Genomic DNA, 21,388 nt, shown 5'->3' with positions numbered 1-21,388 from the left:
CCAACATGATTGCTGGTCATATCGTAATAATGAGTTTGCTAGCTTTAATATTTATTTATAAAAGCATCGGAATGGGAGCGTTATCATTTACATTAACGTTTATAATTTCAATTATCGAAATATTAGTTGCAGCATTGCAAGCTTATATATTTACCATGTTAGCCGCTTTATATTTTGGTTCTGCTGTTGAGGAGCATCATCATGATGAAGCGCATCATTAAAATTTAGAGATTAGAATTTAGAGATCAGATTTTTAAATCTACACTCTAAAATCTACACTCTAAAATCAAGAAAAAGAATGTTTAATTTTTAATACATATTTTTATGGAAATTCCTAGAATCATTGGAGCAGGATTAGTAGTTATCGGAGCAGGTATTGGTATTGGTAGAATCGGTGGTTCTGCAATGGATGCAATTGCACGTCAACCAGAAGCTACTGGAAAAATCCAAACAGCTATGCTTATTGCTGCTGCACTTATTGAAGGTATTGGATTTGCTGCGATTTTCGCAACATAGTCTAAACAACTAAACAAAAACTGTAACGGTTGGTTGCAGTTTTTGTTTTATTTTAAAAACAAATTACAAAATATATTTACATTATATAAAGTATAAAAAATGGAAAAGTTAATAAATGATTTTTCGTTCGGATTGTTCTTCTGGCAAACCTTAATTTTTATAGGATTAATTTTCTTATTGAAAAAATTCGCTTGGAAACCAATTCTTGATGCCGTAAACGAAAGAGAAACTGGAATCAAAAATGCATTACTTTCGGCTGAAAATGCTAAAAAGGAAATGCAAAATCTTCAAGCAGACAATCAACGTATTTTGCAAGAAGCAAGATTAGAGCGTGATAGTATGCTAAAAGAAGCTCGCGAAATAAAAGAAAAAATGATTGCTGATTCTAAAACTGAAGCGCAAGCTCAAGGTCTTAAAATGATCGAGCAAGCTAAAGCTGCAATCGAAAGCGAAAAAAATGCTGCTATGGCTGAATTGAAATCTCAAGTTTCAACTTTCTCTATAGAAATTGCTGAAAAATTATTAAAAGACGAATTATCTAACAAAGAAGCTCAAACTAAATTGGTTGAGAAAATGTTAGGCGACGTTAAATTAAATTAATTATGTCAAGTACAAGAGCAGCAATTCGTTACGCAAAAGCAATTCTAGACATAGCAACATCAAAAAATGTAGCTAAAGAAGTTAGTAATGATATGTTTTTAATAGCAACAACTATTAATGGAAATATGGAATTGGATTCTTTTATTCAAAACCCAACCATTAAGGTAGAAGCTAAAGAAAATGCGTTGTTAGAAGTTTTTGCTAGCACAAATGGAGTAACAAAAAGTTTATTTCATTTATTGTTTGAAAACAAAAGATTTGAAATTCTTAGCGCAACTGCTACAGAATACAACAAATTATTTGATGAAGAAAATGGTATTGAAGTAGCAAAAGTTACTACAGCGATTCCTATGGATGCCGATTTAGAAGCTAAAGTAAAAGCTAAAATTGCAACTTTTTCAGACAAAAAAGTAACAATAGAAAATATCGTAGATATTTCAATTATTGGAGGATTTATTTTAAAAATAGGTGATAAGCAATACAATGCTTCAATCGCTAATAGATTACAAGTATTAAAAAGAGAATTAAGTAATTAGTTATTTATATAATTATGGCGGAAATTAAACCTGCTGAAATATCAGCAATATTAAAAAAGCAATTATCAGGTTTTGAATCTGGTGCAACGCTAGAAGAAGTAGGATCAGTGCTTCAAGTTGGAGATGGTATTGCTCGTGTTTACGGGTTATCAAATGTTCAATACGGTGAACTTGTAGAATTTGACAATGGTCTTGAAGGAATCGTTTTGAATCTTGAAGAAGACAATGTTGGTGTGGTACTTTTAGGACCATCTACAGGAATCAAAGAAGGATCTACAGCAAAAAGAACACAACGTATTGCTTCTCTAAAAGTTGGAGAACAAATGGTAGGTCGTGTAGTAAACACACTTGGTTTTCCTATTGATGGAAAAGGACCAATTGGTGGTGATTTATACGAAATGCCTTTGGAAAGAAAAGCTCCTGGAGTTATCTTCCGTCAGCCAGTTACTGAGCCATTACAAACAGGTATCAAAGCAGTAGATGCAATGATCCCAGTAGGTCGTGGACAACGTGAATTGGTTATTGGTGACCGTCAAACAGGTAAATCTACTGTTTGTATTGACACTATCTTAAACCAAAAAGAATTTTACGATGCAGGAAAACCTGTATTTTGTATATATGTTGCAATTGGACAAAAAGCGTCTACTGTAGCAGGAATTGCAAAAATGTTAGAAGAAAAAGGCGCAATGGCTTATACAGTTATTGTTGCTGCAAACGCTTCTGATCCAGCACCAATGCAAGTTTATGCACCAATGGCTGGAGCTGCAATTGGAGAATATTTTAGAGATTCTGGTCGTCCAGCATTAATTGTTTATGATGATTTATCTAAACAAGCTGTTGCGTATCGTGAGGTTTCTCTTTTGTTAAGAAGACCACCAGGACGTGAAGCATACCCTGGAGACGTTTTTTACTTACACTCTCGTTTATTAGAAAGAGCTTGTAAAGTAATTGCTGATGATGATATCGCAAAAAACATGAACGATTTACCAGATTCGTTAAAATCTATCGTAAAAGGTGGTGGTTCATTAACTGCATTACCAATTATCGAAACACAAGCTGGTGACGTTTCTGCATATATCCCAACCAACGTAATTTCGATTACTGATGGTCAGATTTTCCTGGATGGAGATTTGTTTAACTCAGGAGTTCGTCCAGCAATTAACGTAGGTATTTCGGTATCACGTGTTGGAGGAAATGCTCAGATTAAATCGATGAAAAAAGTAGCTGGAACATTAAAATTGGACCAAGCACAATTCCGTGAATTGGAAGCGTTTGCTAAATTTGGTTCTGATCTTGATGCGGTAACTTTAAACGTAATTGAAAAAGGTAAAAGAAATGTTGAAATCTTGAAACAAGGTTTAAATTCTCCTTATACTGTTGAAGATCAAGTAGCAATTATTTATGCTGGTTCTAAAAACTTATTAAGAAATGTTCCTGTAAATAAAGTTAAAGAATTCGAAAAAGATTTTATCGAATACTTAAACAACAAACACAGAGATACACTAGATGCTCTTAAAGCTGGTAAATTAGATGATAACATTACAGATGTAATCGAAAAAACAGCTAAAGAATTATCAGCAAAATATAACTAATATTATTTTAAATTTTGAATTATAAATTTTGAATAGTGGTTGTCACTTTTTAAAATTTATAATTCAACATTTATAATTTAAAATAAAAACGAATAAATGGCAAATTTAAAGGAAATCCGTAATAGAATTACTTCCGTTTCATCGACGATGCAGATCACTTCTGCGATGAAAATGGTTTCTGCAGCAAAACTGAAAAAAGCACAAGATGCTATTACAGCTATGCGACCTTATGCCGAAAAACTAACGGAATTATTGCAAAATCTTTCTGCTACACTTGATGGTGATGCGGGTGGAGAATTTACAAAACAACGTGAAATTAAAAAAGTATTAGTAGTTGCTATAACTTCAAATAGAGGTTTGTGTGGTGCTTTTAATACCAATGTAATTAAGGAAGTAAAAAGTCGTTCAGATTTTTATGCAGGAAAACAAGTAGATGTTTTTGCTATTGGTAAAAAAGGAAACGATATTCTAAGTAAAACTCTTTCAGTTGTTGATAATCAAAGTTCAGTTTTTGATGATTTAACGTTTGATAATGTAGCAAAGATTGCACAAACACTTACAGCTAAATTTGTAGCTGGAGATTATGACAAAATTGAAGTAATTTACAATCAATTTAAAAATGCAGCAACTCAAATTGTTCAAACTGAACAATTTTTGCCACTAGCGCCAATAAAATCAGACAAACCAGTTTCTACAGGCGATTATATTTTCGAACCATCTAAAGAAGAAATTGTATTAACATTGATTCCTAAATCATTGAAAACACAATTATACAAAGGAATCAGAGATTCATTTGCTTCAGAACACGGTGCGCGTATGACGGCAATGCACAAAGCAACAGATAATGCAACAGAATTAAGAGACCAACTGAAATTAACTTACAACAAAGCACGTCAAGCTGCGATTACTAATGAAATTTTAGAAATTGTTGGTGGAGCAGAAGCTTTGAAAGGATAAAAATAAAAGAAATTAAATTTATAAAGTGCCCCAAAATAGTGTTTAATTATTTTGGGGCACTTTAATTTTTGCTCATTTTCTATAAATTTTGATTGAGCTACTAACACAAAAAAACCGCCTTCATCCCAAAATATTGGGAATTGGCGGGTTTTGTATTTAATCTTTAATTTCATTTCCTTGGGCATCATTAAAACGATATTCAAGGTACGTGTATGAGTCACGCGGAATAATTTTTATCCATTTTTTGTATTCAAAAAACCATTTTGAACGTATAGATGGAAAACCTTTTGCAAGGTAAGCGGCTATAAATGGGTGTACATTTAGTACTACTTTTTTATGCAACTTTATAATTCTTTCTAAATCGGAAGCAATTCTGTCAATGATTAAAATAGGCGCTTCAATGTCGCTATTTTCATTGTTTGGATTTTCTTCTCGTGTTTCAATATTGACCTCTGGTCTAACTCTTTGTCTAGTAATTTGTACTATTCCGAATTTACTTGGAGGCAATATTTTGTGTTTTGCTTTGTCATCACTCATTTCTTCTCTTAAGAAATCGAACAATACTTTACGATTGTCTGGATTAGACATATCTATAAAATCGACGCATATTATACCACCCATATCTCGTAAACGCAATTGTCTTGCTACCTCAGCAGCTGCAATCATATTTACTTCGAGAGCTGTATCTTCCTGATTGGTTGCTTTGTTCGAGCGATTTCCGCTGTTTACATCGATAACGTGCATGGCTTCGGTATGCTCGATAATAAGGTAAGCACCTTTGCTCATGGAAACGGATTTTCCAAACGAGGTTTTTATTTGCCTTTCAATACTGTATTTTTCAAAGATCGGAGTGTCTTTAGACTGATAAAGCTTCACCATTGATTCTTTACTAGGAGCAATTTGTTGGATGTACTCTTTTGTTTCATTAAACAGTTCCTCATCATCTATAACAATTCCGCTAAAAGTATCATTAAAAACATCTCGTAATATTGATGATGCTCTGTTGAGTTCTCCTAACACTTTTGATGGATGATGCGCTGTTGGAATTTTTTTGCACATTGATGTCCATTTGTCCACCAAATTTTGCAAGTCTTTGTCTATTTCTGCAACTTTTTTGCCTTCTGCTACTGTACGAACAATAACACCGAATCCTTTTGGTTTGATAGATTGAACAAGACGTTTTAGTCTGTCTTTTTCTTCTTTAGATTCTATTTTTTGAGAAATAGAAACTCGATCTGAAAAGGGAACTAAAACTATATATCTTCCGGCAAGAGAAAGCTCCGAGCTTATTCTGGGTCCTTTAGTAGATATTGGTTCTTTGACCACTTGCACAAGAATTGATTGATTAACAGCAACTACATCGGTAATTGTACCATCTTTATCAATTTCTTTTTCAAATTGGAAACTTTTAAGGGAGAAATCTTTTATTTTACCTGTTGTTACAAGTTTTATGAATTTCAGTTGTGAAGCTAGATTAGGTCCTAAATCATGATAATGTAAAAAAGCATCTTTTTCGAAGCCTACATTTACAAAAGCAGCATTAAGACCAGCAACAGGTTTCCTTATTTTGGCAATAAAAATATCGCCTACTTGAAAATTGCTTGTTTCTTCTTCTTTGTGTAATTCAATTAGTTTTCCATCTTTCAATAAGGCAAAATCTACAGCGTCAGAACTAGATCTAATAATCAATTCTTTATTCATGTGTAAATTTTTATCTGTATTTTTTAAATAAATAGATAATAGATTTTTAGATAATAGATTTTATAAAAAAAACTAAAATCTGAATCTAAAACTAAAATTAAATTAGTACAGATGGATTAAACATTACAGGTTTTTACCTGGGAGAAAAGCAGATTTTTAGATATAACTATTTTAGATACTAAACGTTTGTCTTTTATCTATTTGTCTTTTATCTATTTGTCTTTTCCTCAATTTCAATGAACGTTTAAAAAAGAAAAAAGTAGTTTAGAACTACTTTTTCTTTTTGTGACGGTTAGCTCTTGCACGTTTTTTACGTTTGTGCGTTGCTACCTTATGTCTTTTTCTTTTTTTACCACTTGGCATAATTTGTAGTTTTATTGATTAGTAAATTATTTTGTTTCGTTATTCGTTTTAACTCCTTCTACAAATACTTTAGCAGGCTTAAATGCTGGGATATTGTGCGCTGGAATTTTAATCGTTGTGTTTTTAGAAATATTTCTTCCTGTTTTTTCAGCTCTAGTTTTAACAATAAAACTTCCGAAACCTCTTAGGTATACGTTATCTCCAGTCTCTAATGAATTTTTTACTTCATCCATAAAAGTCTCTACTGTAGCTTGTACATCTCCTTTTTCTAGTCCTAATTTCTCTGAAATTTTCGCTACGATATCTGCTTTTGTCATTTTAATACGTAATTAAGTTTATGTAATTTTTTGAGGTTGCAAATATATAAATTAAAAAAACAATATTTCAATCTAAATGATTAAAATTTAATCACATAAAATTTTATTTTTGCTATCCAAACAATTACAATGAATTTTAGTAAAACATTAACAACGTGGTATTTAGAAAATAAACGTGATTTACCGTGGAGAAATACAACAAATCCGTACTATATTTGGTTGTCAGAAATCATGCTACAACAAACAAGAGTTGCTCAAGGTTTGCCCTATTATATGGCTTTCACAGAGGTTTTTCCTACCGTTTTTGATTTAGCAAATGCAAGTGAAGAAAAAGTTTTAAAACTTTGGCAAGGTTTGGGATATTATTCTCGAGCGAGAAATTTGCATGCTACTGCAAAATATATTGCTACAGATTTAAACGGAATTTTTCCGTCAGATTATAAAAATTTACTCAAATTAAAAGGGGTTGGACAATATACAGCCGCCGCAATTGCATCTTTTTCCTACAATGAGGTCGTTCCTGTCGTCGATGGAAACGTTTTTCGGGTGCTTTCTCGTTACTTTAATGTAGAAACGGATATCGCTTCGGCGAAAGCCAAAAATGAATTCACACTTTTAGCTCAAGAAGTAATTAGTAAAGATAATCCTGCCTTATTTAACCAAGCTATAATGGAGTTTGGCGCTTTGCAATGTGTGCCAAAAAGCCCTAATTGCAATATTTGCCCATTAAATACTAGTTGTGCTGCTCTTTCATTAAAAAAAGTAGATGAATTGCCTGTAAAAATTAAAACAGTAAAAATTAAAAATAGATTTTTTAACTACTTATATATTGTAGACAACAAAAACAAAACCACCATTAACCAAAGAACTGCCAAAGGAATTTGGCATAATTTGTACGAATTCCCTTTGTTGGAAACAGAAAAGCTAGAATCGGATGAAATTGTTTTAGCCTTAATTCAAAACAAATTTGATGCTATTTCTAAAATCACATTAATGGAAACTGAAACAATAACTCATAAATTATCTCATCAGCACTTGTTTATTAAGTTTTGGAAAGTAAATAGAAATGTTATTTTAGAAAATGGACTTGATTTTGAAAGTTTAAATAAATTTCCTTTTCCTATTGTACTTCACAATTTTATTAAGAATAATAAGTTTTAATTAAAATGACTTATCTTTGATATTATTATAATAAAAACACAATGAACGGGACATTAAATAAGGTTATGCTAATAGGTTTTCTAGGCGAAGATATTAAAATGCATTATTTTGAAGGGGGAAACTGCATCGGTAGATTTCCTTTAGCAACTAATGAAGTTTATATTAACAAAACTACGGGCGAGAAAATTACTTCGACTGAATGGCATAATGTTGTTGTGCGAAATAAAGCTGCAGAAATTTGTGAGAAATATTTATCTAAAGGTGATAAAATATATGTAGAAGGAAGAATAAAATCGCGTCAATGGCAAGCTGAAGACGGAACTACAAAATATACAACGGAAGTTCAAGTGACTGAATTTACATTCTTGACAACTAAAAAAGATTCTGAAAATGTAAAAACACAACCAGAAGCGCCCAAAACAACTTCTTTTGATCCAAATATCGAAAATGATTTGCCTTTTTAAAACCCAAATAATGCTTACTAAATATTTTCAGTTTCTTTTTTTTACAATAATTTCTATCTGCGTTGTTAGTTGTAAGGACGACGTTTTACCCAAACCGAAAGCTTATTTGAGTTTAGATTATCCTGAGCCAAGATATGTCCCTTATGATAAAACATGCGGTTATAATTTTGATTACAATACTTTAGGAAAAGTTGTCGATAATGGAAAATGTAATTTTAGTATCGAATATCCTAAGTTAAAAGCAACAGTTTATCTTAACTACAAACCTGTAAACAAGAATATTGAAGCTTTGTTACGTGATGCACAGAAATTAACATACGAACATGTCATAAAAGCGGACGGAATTAGCGAGCAACCTTATACAAATAAAGAAAGAAAAGCATACGGAATGTTTTATGAAGTTGGCGGAAACGCTGCTTCGCAATCACAGTTTTATTTAACAGATAGCACAAAACATTTTCTAGTAGGATCGGTTTATTTTTATGCAAAACCTAATTTTGATTCGGTTTTGCCTGCTGCAGAATATATTAAAAATGATTTACGCGCTTTGATGGAATCGTTAAAATGGAAGTAATATAAAAACCATATTGTTACACAAAAAAAGGAGCGTCTCGATGACGCTCCTTTTTTTGTAATTTAGTAACTACTAAATTAAACTTTCAACTTTTTAGCCATATCAACAGAAAGTGATTTTTTGTGAATCATAAGAGCTGTTGTTTTGTATTTTACAAATTCTTTACTCATATACAAATAGCCTTTGTAGTCGTTTGTAGTTCCCCAAGAATTCTTAACAATATAATATTCTTTTCCTGTTTGATCTTTGGTTAAACCAACAATGTGCATACCATGGTCATCGGTTGTGTTGTAATTATCAAAACCTTTTTGACGCATTTCTTCAGTAACAACTGGTTCTTTTTTAGGACCATTAAATAAATCAGCTTTTTCTTCGGCAGTCATGTCTTCCACTTTCTTTTCAGAAACAAAAGCCACGCCATTTTTCCAACTAAATGTTTTTTCGCTCACATCGCCAGCCCAAGCCACTGTATAACCGCTTTTTAATGCAGCATCAGTAATATCTGTTAATTCGTTAATTTGTACATTATATACTTGATCAAACGACCAGTTGTCAGGAACCATTAATACAAATTTTGAGTAATAAGGATATTCTTGTAAAGAAGAAATCTCGATATAATCATCGGCATTTATTCCTACAACCTCTTTTGCAAAAGTCTCAGGTGTGTATTTTTTCCCGTTATAATCGAAAGTTTTTGGTACAATACCTAGATAAGAATCGATAACCGCTGCATAGGCTTTTTCCCAGTTTGGTGTTAGTTCTCCATTAGGATTTTTTACTACAGCTGCTAGTAAAGCTTCCCCTAAAGCTGCCATTTCGCCAAATTTATTTTTATCGGTTCCGTAATTTAAACCTGTATAAACAGATTGTGGAACAGCACCGTACTTGCGATACATATTTATTACATCGTGAAACGCACCACCATCACCAAGAGTAACAGCACCATGCATACGAACATAATTTCTTCCTTTTTCTACATAAGCATTACGTGCAGAAAAAATTTGAGATAACTCTACTGGTTTTTTCCCCATTCGAATCATTTCCGATTCTAAAAATGAGTTTGCCGAATAACTCCAACATGTTCCTGAAGAACCTTGCACTTTTACCGAAGTATTTTCGATATTAATTACATCTGTAAATTTGAATGCTTCTTTGCTTTTTTCGCTTGCATTAATTTTTAATGAATTCACTAAATTGTCTTGTGCAAAACTTGAAGCACCAACTATTAATGAAGTCGCAAAAAATATTGATTTAATTGTATTCATAATTTTATATTTTTTTAAGGTTAGTAAAATTAAAAAATGTTCCTTCTTATTTTTTAATTTAACAGTAATTTGGGTTTTAATTAAGAGAAAAAATCCCGAATTAATCGGGATTTTTAAACTACAACGTTTCTTTCAACCATTTGTAAAACTCTTTTTGCCAAACTTGTGCATTTTGAGGTTTCAAGACCCAGTGGTTTTCTTCTGGAAAGTACAAAAATCTGCTGTTTATTCCTCGCAATTGCGCTGCTTGAAATGCTTCTTGTGATTGACCAATTGGCACTCTAAAATCGTTTCCGCCTTGTATGATTAAAATGGGTGTATTCCATTTGTCTACATAATTGATAGGATTGAATTTAGTATAGGTTTGTTGTGCAATTTTATTGTTTTTTTCCCAATAAGCACCGCCAAAATCCCAGTTGTTAAAGAACACTTCTTCTGTTGTGCCAAACATACTTTGGGTATTGAAAACGCCATCATGTGCAATAAAACTTTTAAATCTATTGTTGTGAATTCCGGCTAAATAAAACACAGAATAACCACCATAACTAGCACCAATACAACCCAAACGAGATTTATCTACATAGTTTTCTTTAGCAACATCATCAATGGCAGAAAGGTAATCTTGCATCACTTGTCCGCCCCAATCACCAGAAATTTGCTCGTTCCAAGCTTGTCCGTGACCATACATTCCTCTTCTGTTTGGTGCTACAACAACATATCCTTGTGATGCCATAAGAGAGAAATTCCAACGGAAAGAATATGATTGTGTCAACGGACTTTGTGGTCCTCCTTGGCAATATAATAAAGTTGGATATTTTTTAGTAGCATCAAAATTAGGTGGAAGAATTACCCAAACTAACATCTTTTTACCATCGGTGGTGGTTACATAACGTCTTTCGTACTTTGGAAATGCCAATTTAGAATAAGCATCATTGTTTACCTTAGTAAGTTGCAACCAAGTTTTTTTCTTCAAGTTATATGAATAAATTTCTAATGCGTGATTCATGTCTGTTCTTGTAACAATCGCATTGTCGGCAGTAATATCTACAATATCATGCACATCGAAATCGCCAAAAGTAAGTTGTGTTACCGTAATGGCAATTTTTGTTAATCCAGGAAAATTAACTTCAAATAGTTGTTGTGTTCCGTCTATTGCTGCAAGAAAATATACTTTTTTACCGTCTTTACTCCATGAAAAACTAGCTACTGAATTATCCCAATTTGCAGTTAGATTTATTTTTATTCCTTTAAAATCGACAATAATATCGTTTTTATCGGCTTCATAACCATCGCGTTTCATTTGCAAATACGTTAAATTTCCTTGTGGTGAAAAAACCGGATTGGTGTCGTAACCTAAATTGGCTTCGGTTCTATTGCTAGTTTTTTGAGTTTCTAGATTGTATTCGTAAATATTAGTATTGGTCGAAATGGCGTATTTTGTTCCCGCTTCTTTTTTACATACATACAAAATGCTTTTGCTGTCTGGTGACCAAATATAATCTTCGTCTCCGCCAAATGGTTTTTGTGGTGAATCGAAATTTTCGCCTTTTAGAATATCTGTTCCAACTGAACCTTCTTTGTTTTCTTTATAAAAAACATGGTTAAATTTTCCTTCGTTCCAAGTGTCCCAATGGCGATAATCTAAACCATTGTATATCTGAACATTCGATTTTTCTAATTCTGGATAATAATCTTTTCCGTGAACTTTATCAATTTTTACTTCTTCGCTATAAACAAGATATTTTCCGTCAGGAGAAATGTTTTTGTCTGTTAGTAAATCTTTGGTGTCTTTTACTTCTGTTGCTTTTCCGCCAATTACTGGAATGGTATAAAACTTCTTGTCCGATTTGTTTTCTTCTATTGATGGTGTCGAAACACTATAAACAACATTTTTCCCATCTTTAGAAATCCCTAAAGCAGTAACTCGTCCTAGTTTCCATAATAATTCTGGAGACATTGTATTTTGCGCAACAACGTTTAAACTCATTGTGAATAGTATTAAAATCAGTGTTTTTTTCATGGTTGTGTGTTTATTAAATTAAAAAACCATCAGTGATAACCGATGGTTTGGTATAAATAAAAATTTATAAATTTCCTTGAATCACTTTAACCAAAGCTAAAAATTCTTCTGGTGTTAGACTTACTTTATTTTGAAAACGCATTTCGTCCATTTCGTTAAGCGGAATAAGATGCACATGAGCGTGAGGAACTTCGAGTCCTATAACTGCCATACCAATTCGCTTGCACGGAACCGATTTTTCTAATGCGATTGCAATTTTTTTGGCAAAAGCCATCAATCCCAAATACAAATCATCGTTTATATCGAAAATCTTGTTTATTTCTTGCTTCGGAATACACAAAGTATGTCCTTTTGCATTCGGATTTACATCGAGAAAGGCTAGAAAATTGTCATCTTCGGCAATTTTATAACAAGGAATTTCTCCGTTTACTATTTTGGTAAATATTGACATTGTTTATTCGTTTATTTGTTTAATCGGTTAACCGTTTTACCGATTAAACTTAAAAAATTAATCTCTTGTAATTTCTAAAACTTCAAATTTTAAAACACCATTAGGAACAGTAATTTCGGCAATTTCTCCAACAGATTTTCCTAGTAATCCTTTTCCAATAGGAGAGGTTACTGATATTTTACCTGTCTTCAAATCTGCTTCACTTTCGGCAACTAAATGGTAAGACATTTCCATACCATTAGTTAGGTTTTTAATTTTTACATGAGATAAAACCAATGCTTTTGAAACATCTAATTGAGATTCATCAATTAAACGAGCATTAGAATATACTTCTTCCATTTTCTTTATTTTCAACTCTAAAAGACCTTGTGCTTCTTTTGCAGCATCGTATTCGGCATTTTCAGACAAATCACCTTTGTCTCTAGCTTCTGCAATATCTGCCGACGCTTTTGGGCGCTCAATTGCTTTGAGTTGTTCTAACTCGTCTTTTAGTTTTTTTAATCCTTCGGCTGTATAATAAGATACTGTACTCATAATTTATTCGTTATATATAAATAGAAAAAATCCCATCGCGACGGGATTTCTTTCGGCAAAGATATTATTTTTTATTTCAGTTTGTAATTTTATATGACAATCATACTATTACAAAGTTAATTAAATTAAATTTGTTCTAACAAAATTGGTTAAAAAATTTTAAAATGAAACGATATTTCCTCATCATAATAGCAGTTTTTACTTTGTCTTGTCACAAAGACAAGGTGGTAAATGATAATCCGTATTTGCCAAATTATTCTTTTTCGGTGGTTATAAATACGAGTTTGCCTTCTTATAATAATCTTCAGTTTCCTAGTAATCCTGTTTTAGTTACCAATGCTGGAGCTGGAATAAAAGGAATTATAATGATGAAAGTAGGTACCAATGATTATCGAGCTTATGAAGCCAGTTGCCCAAACCAATACCCAAGCGATTGTTCTCTTATGACGATAAATGGTATTAATGCAAAATGTCCTTGTGATAGCAAAGAATATAGTTTGTATACTGGAGTTGGCGCTGGACAATATCCATTAAAATCTTATAAAATTGAAGTTAGCGGTGCTAATTTGAGGGTTTATAATTAGGGTTTAAACCACAAAGTACATAACGAATTCACAAAACACACAATTAAATAGCCAGTTTGCAAAAATAAACATTTCCTCAATTGATAAAATAATAGAAACCAAACAACATTTTTTTCTGAAGTTTAAACCAGAAGTAGTTATTATCCCTAAATCTGAAATTGAAGAATATAATTTTGTTAAGAATGAATTTATAAAATTAGCAGAAAAACAAAGAATAAAATTGGAAATTCGACTAAATTGGAAATGGTAAAAAACGAAAGAAGATTTATTTCACCCCAACTATATTTAACTTAAAAAAACAAAAACGAATTGCACTAATTCTCACAGATTAACTCGTGAAAATTAGTGCAATTAATGTTGAATAACAGTTTTGTAATAACTCTAAAACTTCAAAGTCAAACCGACTAAAATATTGGCACCTGCTTGCGGATAATATCCTGCGCCTTCTATAGTTTTAATACTTGGCGGATTAGACCAACTGTCATCGTAAGTGTAAAAATAACCATTTGAAATATATTTTCTGTTTAAAACATTATTCGCTAAAACTGAAATCACTATCGATTTGAATACTCTTTTGGTTTCTATTTCATAAGTCACATTCAAATCATTAATAAAATAACTGTCTAGTTTAGAAGCTTCAGAATCGATATTTCCCATAAATTGTTCGCCTACAAATTTAGACAACAATGAAATTTGCAAAGGTTTTAACGGTGAAAAGGTTAAAATATTTCCAGCTATAAGTTGTGGTGAATACGAAATAGTTGTTTCTCCTAAATTTTGCAAAACTCCATCTCTTTGAAAATAAAAATCTTGATTCTTACTTTGGCTTATAGCCACATTGGGCTGAACCGACCATTTGTTTGTAATTTCTATTTTTGCATCAATTTCAAGACCTAAACGATAACTTTTTCCACTGTTTTCGGCAATTGGAGTTCCTACATCGTTTAGTGCGCCTGTAAGCACCAGTTGGTCTTTGTAACGCATATAGTAAATATTGGCATTTAGTTTTGTTTTTGCATTGGCAAAACGCCAGCCCAATTCATAATCATTTAGTTTTTCAGGTCTTACATTCTTGTTCTCAAAATCTTCACGCTTAGGCTCACGATTGGCAACTGCGTACGAAAAATAAAGGTTGTTTTTCTCGTTTGGAGAGAAAGTCAAACCTGCTTTTGGGTTGAAAAAATTGAATGTTTCATTTACTACTATTGGCTGAACACCGTTAGCTTTATAGTTTACATTTCTAACTTGTAAATCCCCAAAAAGATTCAACTTTTCTATAATTTGATAATTTGCTTTTGCAAAAATATTTACATCCGTTTTTATACCGTAATCGTCATAATAATGATCTCCCAATTCGCTTGTAGAAGCCAATCTTGCCCATATTACTTTCCCAAAATGTTTTCCTTCGTATTTATTTGCACCACCACCAAAAATCATCGATAGTTTTTCGCCTTTGTAATTTGCAGAAAATGTGGTTCCGTAAAAATCGTTATCTAACCATTTCTGACGAACAATATCGGTTGTAGTTGCTGAGCCGACAGGTGTTAAATTATAATCAGCAAAGTCGGCATCTTCTTTGTAATTTTCATAAAAACCTTTTCCTTTTGTGTAATGAAAAGCCAAGTTTGTATTCCATTTTTCTGAAACTTTCTCGTTCCAATGCAATTGATAATGATCTTGTTGGTAATTGTCTACTTCATTGTCATAAAAACGAGTGTTTCCGAATTCGTCAGTATATACACCTGATGTATTGTAGGTTCTGTCATTTTCTAATTTATCTAAATCCTCTAAACCATTCCATGATTGATAGGTAATTTCTTTTCCACCAAAAGCCAATGCTTTAATTCTTGTGGTTTTACCAATGTACGCACCTTGCAAGAAATAGGATTTCAAATCAGATTTTGCTCTGTCGATATATCCATCTGAATTAATTTTAGACAATCTTCCTGAAATTTCGAAATGATCATTTAGTATTCCTGTGTTGAATTTGACTGTGTGCTTTCTTGTTTTGAAACTTCCGAATGAGTTTGAAATTTCGCCACCAGCCGATGCATTATCAGATTCGGTCAACAAATTTAAACTCGCGCCAAAAGCACCTGCGCCATTTGTTGAAGTTCCCACGCCTCGTTGTAACTGAATACTTTCTACCGAAGAAGCAAAATCGGGCATGTTTACCCAATAGGTTCCATGACTTTCAGAATCATTGTAAGGAATCCCATTGATGGTTACATTGACACGAGTAGCATCGGAACCACGCACCCTAATTCCAGTATAACCTACACCATTTCCAGCATCGGAAGTGGTTACAACCGATGGTAAAAAATTCATCAAAATTGGAATATCTTGACCTAAATTTCGCTTTGCGATTTCTTTTTTGGTAAAATTAGAAAAGGAAACTGGTGTTTTTTCGTTAGCACGAATGGCTTGCACCATTACTTCTTCTAGTTTTTTTGTTTTTGTAGTGTCTGCTTCTTGTGAATAAGAAATACTTGAGCCAAGAAGAGTGATTGAAAGCAAAAAGCTTTTGTAATTAAATAAATTTTTCATCCGTAAAGGTTTTACGAATAAAAGGGGGAATTATTCTTTTTTTAAATTAATAAATTGATGTTTCCATGACATAACTAACGTGCACATTAGCTGTTTGTCATTATTCCCTTGGCAACATTACTTGCCCAGGTTCTTTGGGTATAATCTCAGCTCGTTATTTAGAGCACCCCTTTGAGACGGTGCAAAATTAGAATTTTTAAACAATATAAAAAAACTTAAATGAACTTATATGTCTTATATGGTTTAAACTTTGAACCATATAAGACATATAAGTTCATTTAAGATTTAGATTTTAATATTTTTTAAGTTCGAAAATATTTCCGTCGAAAACACCATAAGTAAAATAACCAATCCAGTCACCAAGGTTAATATATTTTGAATTTTCTCCTACTTGAATTTCCATTGGTAAATGACGATGACCAAAAACAAAGAAATCATAATGTTTGGTTTCGAGTTTGTATTTAGCATACTGTACCAACCATTCGTTGTCTTCGCCAAGAAAACGAACATCTTCGTCTCCTGAAATCAATTTGTTTTTGACGGATAAGTATTGTGCTAGTTTTACACCAATATCAGGGTGAAGCCAACGGTATAACCATTTCGAAAAAGGATGCACAAACACTTTTTTCATGCGCTTGTAGCCTTTGTCACCTGGCCCCAAACCGTCTCCGTGACCTATTAAAAATTTTTTATTATTGAATGTAAATTCTTTAGTTGTATGGTAAACAGGAATATTAAGCTCTTTTTCAAAATAATCCCCCATCCATAAATCATGGTTTCCTACGAAGAAGTAAATAGGGATTCCGCTATCGCGAATTTCTGCAAGTTTACCTAAAACACGGACAAAACCTCGCGGCACAACTGTTTTGTATTCAAACCAAAAATCGAACAAATCACCTAACAAAAATATGGCTTCGGCATCTTGTTTTACCTCATCGAGCCAAGCTACGAATTTTTGCTCTCGAGGAAAACTAGCTTCAGCAGTTGGCGCACCCAAATGTTGGTCGCTGGCAAAGTATATTTTTTTAGAGGATGAAAGAGTCATTTGGTTTTGTTTGAAGCAAAGATAATAAATGTAGACATTTAAGTTAAAGAAGATAATAAATATTATCTTTGATTTATTATAACCCAATTTTATGAAAAAAATTCTACTTTTTTTACTTGTTATTTCTTCTTATACTGTTTCTTCTCAAGTAACTAATCTTCAAAATTGTTTTGGAAACACAACATTTAATTTAACAACTCGTAATGCTGAATTAATAGGTGCTTTTCTTCCAAATGAGACAATTGTTACCTATCATCTTACACTTGCAGACGCTACTAATGGCATAAATGCAATTGCAACACCTACAAACTATATTCAAACAACAAACCCACAGGTGATTTATGCTAGAATAGACCATCTAGGTAGTATTACAACAAATTTTTTTAGTCTAATTCAAAACACTCCAGTTGCAATCAGCGCTGTTTTAGCGAGCCCACTTAGTTGTACAAGCCCTGCAATGGTATTAGCCAATGCAAGTGGAGGCTCAGGAAGTTACACTTATTCTATAACACCAGCAGGATCAGTAATTCAAACTGGTAATCAGTTCCAAATATTAGCTCCAGGAAGTTTTACTATTACCGGTACTGATTCTATAGGATGTACTGCTACTTCAAATAGTGTTGCAATATTTCCATCACCTCCTATAAATGCAGTTGTTTCAGTAGCGGACCCATTATGTAATGGTTCTACTGGAACTATCACGGTTATTGCTATGGGTGGAACAGCGCCTTACACATATTCCTTAAGTTCGCCAGTAGTAGTTGGGCCTCAAAGTAGCAATGTTTTTCCGGGATTACCAACAGGATCATATATTGTTACAGTAACTGACGCAACAGGGTGTGCATTAAGTATTATGGCTGTAATTACTCAACCAACACCATTGACTTGCAACGCAACAATTTCAGGAAATACAGTGACAATAAATGCAACAGGAGGAGTGGCTCCTTATACTTTTGGAGTAAATGGAGGTCCGTTTCAATCAAGTACTGTTTATAATAATCTTACACCTGGAATGTATACTATTCAAGTAAGAGATGCATATGGATGCACTTGTACAAGTACTGTTTCAATACCAAATAATGGTTTTTCTGTGACTTTGGGATCAACTTTAGATGTTCCAGTAAGTACATTTTTTGCAAATGTTTTGGGTGGAGTAGCTCCGTTTAGTTATCAATGGAGTTACAATGGAGTAGCTATTTCTGGAGCTACTTCACAAAGTATTAACACTCAAAGTCAATGCGGGCAATTTTCTGTTTTAGTAACTGATGCAAATGGATTGCTTGCAACAGCTAGTGCAACAGCTGGATGTGTTTCAATTTTTGCAAACAATGATGCAGTTACTATTTATTCTTCAAATATAGTCACAACAACTTCAACGGGCTCTGTTTTGTCTAATGATTTCTTAAATAGTGTTCTAGTAAATTCGCCTACTAATAATGTCACGCTAACACCACTAACTATTCCAATTGGTTTTTTATTGAATCCCAATGGAACTATTAGTGTTTTACCAGGAACGGCTTCGGGAACATATACTTTAAGTTATCAAATATGTCAAAATAGCAATCTCAACAATTGCACAACAGCAATTGCAACCATTACAATTCCTCAAAACGGGATATTGCTAAAAGCATTCGTAGATTCAAATGGTAATAACATTCAAGATATCGGTGAAGCTAATTTTACACAAGGTCAGTTTGGTTATGAACTAAATAATAGTGGAACGATAAATTATATTACATCTTCAAGTGGGCAATTTCTGATTACTGAATCGAATGCTACAAATACATATAATTTATCGTATACTATAAATACAGCAGTTGCTTCGCAATATTCATTAACAACTTCATCATATAGTAATGTAAATGCATTAGGTTCTGGAATAACAACATATAACTTCCCAGTAACTGAACTTCCTTTTACTGATTTAGCTGTATATCTTTCTCAAAGTGGTGCACCGCCAAGACCTGGTTTTGTATATACTGACGCAATAGTGTATAGAAATAACGGAAACCAAACTATTGCATCTGGAACGGTAACTTTTACAAACAATAATGTTGTAACTATAACTACTATTTCGCAAACAGGAACAATTCCTACTGCCACTGGGTTTACGTATGATTTTACAAATTTGTTACCTGGAGAATCAAGATATATCTTTGTGACTATGCAAGTTCCAGTAATCCCAACAGTTGCTTTAGGGCAATTACTAACTAATTCGGTTTCTGCAACAATTCCTTTGGGAGATATTAATGTCGGAAACAATAATAGTAATATATCACAAATTATTGTTGGTTCTTATGATCCAAATGATAAAGTAGAATCTCACGGAGGAAAAATTGTACATTCTACTTTTACAACAAACGATTATTTAACGTATACTATTCAGTTTGAAAATACAGGAACAGCAAACGCCGAAAATGTTAGGATAAATGATGTACTTGATGCTAAACTTGATGAAACATCTATAAAAATGGTTAATGCTAGTCATACATACATTCTAAATAGAGTAGAAAATAACTTGAATTGGAATTTTAATGGTATCGAATTGACTCCAACTGGAAAAGGATTTATTACTTTTCAAGTAAAACCAAAAGCAGGTTATGTGATTAACGATGTTATTCCAAATACAGCTTCAATATTTTTCGATTTTAATCCTGCAATTGTGACCAATACTTTTAATACTGAATTTGTGGCGGCTTTAAATATTCCTGAATTTGAAAGCAAAGAATTTTCTGCTTATCCAAATCCAACAAGTAACACCATAACGATTTCATTAAATAACAATTCTGATAATATTGATTCTGTAATTGTAACAGATGTTTTAGGTAAAACTGTTTTAACTAAAATGATTAATGATTCTAGTGCAAAAATAGATTTGTCTAATATGTCAAAAGGTATTTACTTATTGAAAGTAAAATCGAGAGAACAAGAAAAAGTATTGAAGATTGTAAAAGAATAAGGTGACTCAGTCAAAGTACGCGAAGGCGATACTCAAGCGGCTGAAGCCCAGACCGCAAAGCTTTACGATTCCATGGACAGTCATGCGTTTACTGGCGAGATCCGCTGCACTTTGCAATCAACTGCTTTTCCGGGGTCGAGCAAAACTGCCGGCGATACTCGTGCCGGAAAAGCTTCACGCCAGGTTCAAGCCACTGCGCTATTCGAATCGGCGGTTGCACGACGCACTGGGCTGGACGCCACGGTATTCGCTTTCTGAAGCACTTGACCGTACTTTCAACGTTACACAGGACAATGCGATCCGATCGCCTCCACTGCCCCGGCATCATTCACTTGTGCCGACACAATCCGCCCGATGATACACTACATCACATCTGACGGACTCGGGCAGCCATGGGTTGGGAACGAGCTTCGTATTGTGACCCACACGGGAATTCCCGTGGTGTTACATGCCATGCGATCGCCCACGCAGTTGCACTTTGAATCTCCATGGGCACAAGGGCTGGCCCGTGAAACAAAGGTTCTCTATCCACTGCCAGTTGTGGGGATGGTCATCTCATTGCTGGTCGCGCCATTTTTATTCCGTTCGCGTTGGGCGGCTGCCTTAACAAATGCAGTGCTGGGGCAAAGAGAGAATCTTCGAGCTCGTGTCTCGGCACTGGCACATTTCTTCGTGGCGTGCCATTGGGCGCGAGGATTGCGAGGGATGCCAGTGTCCCATATCCATTCTCAGTGGGCATACTCATCCGGAACGATCGGAATGTATGGTGCCTGGCTGCTCGGAAAATCATTTTCGTTCACCGGTCATGCGGCGGATCTCTTTCGAGATCGCGTGGCGTTGCGCGACAAGGTCCGTCGTGCCGCATTCATTGTCTGCATCTCGGAGTTTCACCGGCAATTCTTTCTCAGTGAAGGTGCCCGGCCGGACCAACTTCGGCTGGTCTACTGCGGAATTGATGTCACAAAGTTCTTCCCCCAAAGTCTGTCCCCTGTCGATCAGGTTCTGAAGATCCGTTCCTCGGGCCGCCTGGTTGAAAAGAAAGGCTTTGAATATCTGATCGATGCCTGCAGTATTCTCAGGCAGCGGGGAATTGTATTTGACTGTGTGATTGCGGGTTCCGGTCCGCTGGAGCAGGAACTGCGGGACCAGGTGAATCGCCAGAAACTTGACGATCAGGTCACGATCACCGGAGCAGCGATCAA

General features: G+C 33.8%; 21 protein-coding genes. 13 read left to right on the top strand and 8 right to left on the bottom strand.

Features of this window, described 5'->3' with window-relative positions; genetic code table 11:
* From ACHZC3_RS11155 to atpG, 6 genes are all read left to right on the top strand, one after another.
* The coding region (locus tag ACHZC3_RS11155) for a F0F1 ATP synthase subunit A (RefSeq protein WP_394759931.1) at nucleotides 1-221 on the top strand (221 nt) is incomplete at its 5' end.
* A gap of 103 nt (nucleotides 222-324) precedes the next feature.
* Nucleotides 325-516, top strand: a complete 192-nt coding sequence (atpE, locus tag ACHZC3_RS11150) for an ATP synthase F0 subunit C (RefSeq protein ID WP_309640610.1) — start codon at nucleotides 325-327, stop codon at nucleotides 514-516.
* 99 nt (nucleotides 517-615) lie between these two features.
* Complete coding sequence (locus ACHZC3_RS11145; protein ID WP_394759930.1) at nucleotides 616-1,116, top strand: F0F1 ATP synthase subunit B; 501 nt, start codon at nucleotides 616-618, stop codon at nucleotides 1,114-1,116.
* 2 nt (nucleotides 1,117-1,118) lie between these two features.
* Nucleotides 1,119-1,652, top strand: coding sequence for an ATP synthase F1 subunit delta (gene atpH, locus ACHZC3_RS11140; RefSeq protein ID WP_394759929.1), 534 nt, complete (start codon nucleotides 1,119-1,121; stop codon nucleotides 1,650-1,652).
* Nucleotides 1,653-1,666: 14 nt separating this feature from the next.
* Nucleotides 1,667-3,244: a F0F1 ATP synthase subunit alpha gene (atpA, locus tag ACHZC3_RS11135; protein WP_394759928.1), complete on the top strand. Its 1,578-nt coding sequence runs from the start codon at nucleotides 1,667-1,669 to the stop codon at nucleotides 3,242-3,244.
* Nucleotides 3,245-3,340: 96 nt separating this feature from the next.
* Entirely contained in the window at nucleotides 3,341-4,201 is an 861-nt protein-coding gene (atpG, locus tag ACHZC3_RS11130) for an ATP synthase F1 subunit gamma (RefSeq protein ID WP_394759927.1), read from the top strand.
* Between the two features lie 156 nt (nucleotides 4,202-4,357).
* Here the strand turns inward: atpG and ACHZC3_RS11125 are convergent, their stop codons facing one another.
* Both ACHZC3_RS11125 and ACHZC3_RS11120 read right to left on the bottom strand, forming a co-directional pair.
* Complete coding sequence (locus tag ACHZC3_RS11125; protein WP_394759926.1) at nucleotides 4,358-5,902, bottom strand: Rne/Rng family ribonuclease; 1,545 nt, start codon at nucleotides 5,900-5,902, stop codon at nucleotides 4,358-4,360.
* Between the two features lie 389 nt (nucleotides 5,903-6,291).
* On the bottom strand, nucleotides 6,292-6,582 hold the full coding sequence (locus ACHZC3_RS11120) for an HU family DNA-binding protein (protein ID WP_394759925.1): 291 nt from the start codon (nucleotides 6,580-6,582) through the stop codon (nucleotides 6,292-6,294).
* 129 nt (nucleotides 6,583-6,711) lie between these two features.
* Between ACHZC3_RS11120 and mutY the strand changes: the two genes are divergently transcribed.
* From mutY to gldD, 3 genes are read left to right on the top strand one after another with little or no spacing between them, the layout of a single operon-like run.
* Complete coding sequence (gene mutY / locus ACHZC3_RS11115; RefSeq protein ID WP_394759924.1) at nucleotides 6,712-7,743, top strand: A/G-specific adenine glycosylase; 1,032 nt, start codon at nucleotides 6,712-6,714, stop codon at nucleotides 7,741-7,743.
* A gap of 41 nt (nucleotides 7,744-7,784) precedes the next feature.
* Nucleotides 7,785-8,207, top strand: a complete 423-nt coding sequence (locus ACHZC3_RS11110; RefSeq protein ID WP_394759923.1) for a single-stranded DNA-binding protein — start codon at nucleotides 7,785-7,787, stop codon at nucleotides 8,205-8,207.
* Nucleotides 8,208-8,217: 10 nt separating this feature from the next.
* A complete protein-coding gene (gene gldD, locus ACHZC3_RS11105) occupies nucleotides 8,218-8,781 on the top strand; it encodes a gliding motility lipoprotein GldD (protein WP_394759922.1) in 564 nt (187 codons plus the stop codon).
* A 77-nt stretch (nucleotides 8,782-8,858) separates the two neighbouring features.
* On the opposite strand, the gene ACHZC3_RS11100 is transcribed toward gldD, so the two are convergent.
* From ACHZC3_RS11100 to greA, 4 genes are all read right to left on the bottom strand, one after another.
* Nucleotides 8,859-10,046: an aminopeptidase C gene (locus ACHZC3_RS11100; RefSeq protein ID WP_394759921.1), complete on the bottom strand. Its 1,188-nt coding sequence runs from the start codon at nucleotides 10,044-10,046 to the stop codon at nucleotides 8,859-8,861.
* Nucleotides 10,047-10,164: 118 nt separating this feature from the next.
* Nucleotides 10,165-12,066 carry an alpha/beta fold hydrolase gene (locus ACHZC3_RS11095; protein ID WP_394759920.1) on the bottom strand — a complete coding sequence of 634 codons (1,902 nt, stop codon included), beginning with the start codon at nucleotides 12,064-12,066 and terminating at the stop codon, nucleotides 10,165-10,167.
* Between the two features lie 64 nt (nucleotides 12,067-12,130).
* Nucleotides 12,131-12,517 carry an HIT family protein gene (locus ACHZC3_RS11090; protein WP_394759919.1) on the bottom strand — a complete coding sequence of 129 codons (387 nt, stop codon included), beginning with the start codon at nucleotides 12,515-12,517 and terminating at the stop codon, nucleotides 12,131-12,133.
* A gap of 57 nt (nucleotides 12,518-12,574) precedes the next feature.
* Nucleotides 12,575-13,051, bottom strand: a complete 477-nt coding sequence (greA, locus tag ACHZC3_RS11085) for a transcription elongation factor GreA (RefSeq protein WP_394759918.1) — start codon at nucleotides 13,049-13,051, stop codon at nucleotides 12,575-12,577.
* 164 nt (nucleotides 13,052-13,215) lie between these two features.
* Here greA and ACHZC3_RS11080 point away from each other — a divergent pair, with 164 nt between their 5' ends.
* Together ACHZC3_RS11080 and ACHZC3_RS11075 are read left to right on the top strand one after the other, a co-directional pair.
* Nucleotides 13,216-13,635 carry a hypothetical protein gene (locus ACHZC3_RS11080; protein WP_394759917.1) on the top strand — a complete coding sequence of 140 codons (420 nt, stop codon included), beginning with the start codon at nucleotides 13,216-13,218 and terminating at the stop codon, nucleotides 13,633-13,635.
* Nucleotides 13,636-13,654: 19 nt separating this feature from the next.
* Entirely contained in the window at nucleotides 13,655-13,885 is a 231-nt protein-coding gene (locus ACHZC3_RS11075) for a YcxB family protein (protein WP_394759932.1), read from the top strand.
* 131 nt (nucleotides 13,886-14,016) lie between these two features.
* Here the strand turns inward: ACHZC3_RS11075 and ACHZC3_RS11070 are convergent, their stop codons facing one another.
* Both ACHZC3_RS11070 and ACHZC3_RS11065 read right to left on the bottom strand, forming a co-directional pair.
* On the bottom strand, nucleotides 14,017-16,182 hold the full coding sequence (locus ACHZC3_RS11070) for a TonB-dependent receptor (protein WP_394759916.1): 2,166 nt from the start codon (nucleotides 16,180-16,182) through the stop codon (nucleotides 14,017-14,019).
* 292 nt (nucleotides 16,183-16,474) lie between these two features.
* Complete coding sequence (locus ACHZC3_RS11065; RefSeq protein ID WP_394759915.1) at nucleotides 16,475-17,227, bottom strand: UDP-2,3-diacylglucosamine diphosphatase; 753 nt, start codon at nucleotides 17,225-17,227, stop codon at nucleotides 16,475-16,477.
* Nucleotides 17,228-17,318: 91 nt separating this feature from the next.
* Here ACHZC3_RS11065 and ACHZC3_RS11060 point away from each other — a divergent pair, with 91 nt between their 5' ends.
* Together ACHZC3_RS11060 and ACHZC3_RS11055 are read left to right on the top strand one after the other, a co-directional pair.
* Nucleotides 17,319-20,186, top strand: coding sequence for a T9SS type A sorting domain-containing protein (locus ACHZC3_RS11060; protein ID WP_394759914.1), 2,868 nt, complete (start codon nucleotides 17,319-17,321; stop codon nucleotides 20,184-20,186).
* 354 nt (nucleotides 20,187-20,540) lie between these two features.
* The coding region (locus ACHZC3_RS11055; RefSeq protein WP_394759913.1) for a glycosyltransferase at nucleotides 20,541-21,388 on the top strand (848 nt) is incomplete at its 3' end.

The organism is Flavobacterium sp. (assembly GCF_043720215.1).
Lineage (GTDB): Bacteria > Bacteroidota > Bacteroidia > Flavobacteriales > Flavobacteriaceae > Flavobacterium.
The sequence above is the reverse complement of the archived record's forward strand: the minus strand, read 5'-3'. Positions and strand labels throughout refer to the sequence as shown.

Excerpts from the sequence above, each read along its gene's own strand:
- ACHZC3_RS11125 (WP_394759926.1), bottom strand. The coding sequence starts at position 5,902 with ATGAATAAAGAATTGATTATTAGATCTAGTTCTGACGCTGTAGATTTT.
- ACHZC3_RS11065 (WP_394759915.1), bottom strand. The coding sequence starts at position 17,227 with ATGACTCTTTCATCCTCTAAAAAAATATACTTTGCCAGCGACCAACAT.
- atpG (WP_394759927.1), top strand. The coding sequence starts at position 3,341 with ATGGCAAATTTAAAGGAAATCCGTAATAGAATTACTTCCGTTTCATCG.
- ACHZC3_RS11095 (WP_394759920.1), bottom strand. The coding sequence starts at position 12,066 with ATGAAAAAAACACTGATTTTAATACTATTCACAATGAGTTTAAACGTT.
- greA (WP_394759918.1), bottom strand. The coding sequence starts at position 13,051 with ATGAGTACAGTATCTTATTATACAGCCGAAGGATTAAAAAAACTAAAA.
- ACHZC3_RS11080 (WP_394759917.1), top strand. The coding sequence starts at position 13,216 with ATGAAACGATATTTCCTCATCATAATAGCAGTTTTTACTTTGTCTTGT.
- ACHZC3_RS11090 (WP_394759919.1), bottom strand. The coding sequence starts at position 12,517 with ATGTCAATATTTACCAAAATAGTAAACGGAGAAATTCCTTGTTATAAA.
- mutY (WP_394759924.1), top strand. The coding sequence starts at position 6,712 with ATGAATTTTAGTAAAACATTAACAACGTGGTATTTAGAAAATAAACGT.
- ACHZC3_RS11070 (WP_394759916.1), bottom strand. The coding sequence starts at position 16,182 with ATGAAAAATTTATTTAATTACAAAAGCTTTTTGCTTTCAATCACTCTT.
- ACHZC3_RS11110 (WP_394759923.1), top strand. The coding sequence starts at position 7,785 with ATGAACGGGACATTAAATAAGGTTATGCTAATAGGTTTTCTAGGCGAA.
- ACHZC3_RS11145 (WP_394759930.1), top strand. The coding sequence starts at position 616 with ATGGAAAAGTTAATAAATGATTTTTCGTTCGGATTGTTCTTCTGGCAA.
- atpE (WP_309640610.1), top strand. The coding sequence starts at position 325 with ATGGAAATTCCTAGAATCATTGGAGCAGGATTAGTAGTTATCGGAGCA.
- atpH (WP_394759929.1), top strand. The coding sequence starts at position 1,119 with ATGTCAAGTACAAGAGCAGCAATTCGTTACGCAAAAGCAATTCTAGAC.
- ACHZC3_RS11120 (WP_394759925.1), bottom strand. The coding sequence starts at position 6,582 with ATGACAAAAGCAGATATCGTAGCGAAAATTTCAGAGAAATTAGGACTA.
- ACHZC3_RS11060 (WP_394759914.1), top strand. The coding sequence starts at position 17,319 with ATGAAAAAAATTCTACTTTTTTTACTTGTTATTTCTTCTTATACTGTT.
- ACHZC3_RS11100 (WP_394759921.1), bottom strand. The coding sequence starts at position 10,046 with ATGAATACAATTAAATCAATATTTTTTGCGACTTCATTAATAGTTGGT.
- gldD (WP_394759922.1), top strand. The coding sequence starts at position 8,218 with ATGCTTACTAAATATTTTCAGTTTCTTTTTTTTACAATAATTTCTATC.
- atpA (WP_394759928.1), top strand. The coding sequence starts at position 1,667 with ATGGCGGAAATTAAACCTGCTGAAATATCAGCAATATTAAAAAAGCAA.